This window comes from Arenibacter catalasegens, assembly GCF_002909235.1.
Classification (GTDB): Bacteria; Bacteroidota; Bacteroidia; order Flavobacteriales; family Flavobacteriaceae; genus Arenibacter; species Arenibacter catalasegens.
This window is the reverse complement of sequence record NZ_PHQQ01000066.1, coordinates 1-2,547: the sequence shown is the minus strand read 5'-3', so window position 1 is coordinate 2,547 and position 2,547 is coordinate 1. Positions and strand designations below refer to the sequence as shown.

2 protein-coding genes are annotated in these 2,547 nt (G+C 30.3%); both read left to right on the top strand.

From position 1 onward, the window contains the following. Nucleotides 1-608 precede the first annotated feature (608 nt). Nucleotides 609-1,415, top strand: coding sequence for a HipA family kinase (locus CWD90_RS22815; RefSeq protein WP_103478358.1), 807 nt, complete (start codon nucleotides 609-611; stop codon nucleotides 1,413-1,415). Beyond that, on the top strand, nucleotides 1,415-2,269 hold the full coding sequence (locus CWD90_RS22810) for a hypothetical protein (RefSeq protein ID WP_103478357.1): 855 nt from the start codon (nucleotides 1,415-1,417) through the stop codon (nucleotides 2,267-2,269). The genes CWD90_RS22815 and CWD90_RS22810 overlap by 1 nt, the downstream gene beginning before the upstream one ends. Nucleotides 2,270-2,547 lie beyond the last annotated feature (278 nt).

The following is a 2,547-nucleotide window of genomic DNA, read 5'->3' as shown; positions in this document are numbered from 1 at the left end:
CTTCAAAATATAGATGGAGCGTTCCATCTTCCGTTTTATGGGAGGCCAGGTCGAAGTGCGTTATTAATAGTTCTGGTAGTATAAGCTTTAATAGGTCCAAAGATAATTCCAATGCCGATCGTTTTTTTGCAAAGATCGGACTCCTATTTCAATTCGCACACAACTTTTGGGATTGATCCCTTTTTTCGATAATACGCTAAATTCACCTCCATGACTAATTTTTATTTCGGGATGTCAAAAGTGTAAACCATGTGCCTTTAACTTTGTAAATGTAAAAAAGTGTAATCGATGTATCTATAACTTTGTAAAGGATGTCCCTTTAACGTACCTAATGAAGCACAACGTTTTAGCTATGAACAGTACGGGAGCAAACTAACGTTTGTTTTCCGCCACTCACAAAGCGAAATCTTTTGGTTTTGTTTTTTCTTTTTTTTTGTCCAAAGCGAAATCCCAAAGATTTCGCGACATTATAAAAATACGCAAACCTTTCGTTTAAGCCCAAAGCCCGTATTGTTTATAGGTTTTGTTGTGGTTAGTACTTTATTTAAAGTTTAGCTATTCTTTATGCCTATTGTAATATATTTGGAATATACTTTTAGATTTAGTTAATGCTTCAACTGTTAAATACAATTCATAAACCAGATAAAGTTTATCCAACAGCTGGAAACCCAATGTTGGTTACTTGTGATGATTTACAATATTGGATTTGTAAACATAGTAGAGATGCATCTAAATTAATAAATGAAATATTAGGTTCTAGTTTCGCGACAATTTGGGATTTAAATACGCCCGAAATTTCTTTGATTAATGTTAAGAGGGAACATATTCCGCAAAATGTTCAAGGAGGTAATTTTAATAAACCTTGTTTTGGCTCTAAATATATTCAATCAAGTCAAGAGATTAATGATACTGTTTTGGCTTCTTTTAGAGATTCAAGCTTTCGAAGAAGAATTGTAAATAAAGAAGATTTTTTAATGATTGCTTTTTTTGATATTTGGCTTTCAAATGAAGATAGAAATCATAATAACAGTAATTTATTAATTGATTTTACAGTTCAAAATGAAATATGTTTTACTGTATTTGACCACGACGCCATTTTTAATACAAATGCATTACATCGAGGTGTATATCAGATTAATGATTTTGAATCATTGATTAATACCGAATTAGCTAACATATTATTCAGTAGAGGACGTAATCTTGTTAAAGTTGTTGATAACTTGGTGAAGAAGTTCTACATTTGTACTAAAGCGTGTGAAGATAATATATCTGATATTATTTCGTTAATCCCAATAGAATGGGGAGTAGACAGCGCTTCTTTAGAGAAACAATTAAGAGAAAATTTGTTTACTGCAGAATGGCTTAATAGTTGTGTAATTAACTTTAGAACTTTAATTCAAGAAAATATCAAGTAATGAAAACTTTTTTTAGCATAATGTACTTAACCCTTAATGCAAGTCTTAAAGAGAAGATTAGTATAGGGATAATTATGGCTAATGGAGAAGATGTTAAATTTAAGATTTCAGACACCAAATTAGGAATAGTTAAGCAACTAATTCCAACTCAAAATTATAGTTTTTTAAAGTCCTATTTTAAAAATTTAAATAACGATTTGAATATTGGGTTTGATAATAACGATTTGTTAAATCTTAAAAAAGACACTAATAACGATTGGATTAATGAAAAATATTTTAGCTATCTCCATAGATATTCTAATAATATTGTAAAGTTTTCAGAGCCTAGAGGAATAGACATAAATTTTGATGATTCAACATTTTTAAAATTATACGAAAGCTATATTTTTAATAATGACGAAGAAATTATAACAAAGAAACCTAAGGAGGATATAGTAAAAATTGTTAGGACAAAATTATATTCGAAAATAAAGTCTAAAGTTAATTTAGATGTTGATGTCAACCCTAGCGACTTTAAAGAGTTAATATCTCCTGTAAATGTTAATTTTATTGGAGAGAATGGACAAATTGTAGCAGGTCAAACAATAGATTTTTCTAAAAGATATGTTGACCTTGAAAGAGATTTAACTAAATATATTTCGTTTACAAAGGCAGTTGATTACGAAAAAGGAGGGGGGCATTATTTCTTAGTTGGTAATGAACCAAAAAAGAGTTTAGCTCAAAAAAATCATTCAATTTGGAAACATATATACGAAAGTAATATTGTAGACTATATTCCTTTGAGTGAAACGGATAAGATAAAAGAGTACATTGATTTAAAGGGAGTTCATCCTTATTTCGAAAAACAAGATTAAAAGGTTGGTATATAGTTTATCTGTATTAATCACAACGTGTTTGTGTATGATTTCGTTGCGTGTTTCAACAACTAATTTAGTAAATACAAACCGAATAGAAAATCCGCGAGGATTTTCGTAAGTAGGCGAGTACTAGCAATGAATTATACACGGTGTGCCTGTTGCACAAGTTAGCAAAAAAGTCGGTCATGATCATTGTGGATCGGCGGATGGATCGTAACTTTAGTTATGCAGGGAAAAAAGTATTATCAGGAGAAACTCTTCAACCGGTTCCAGCT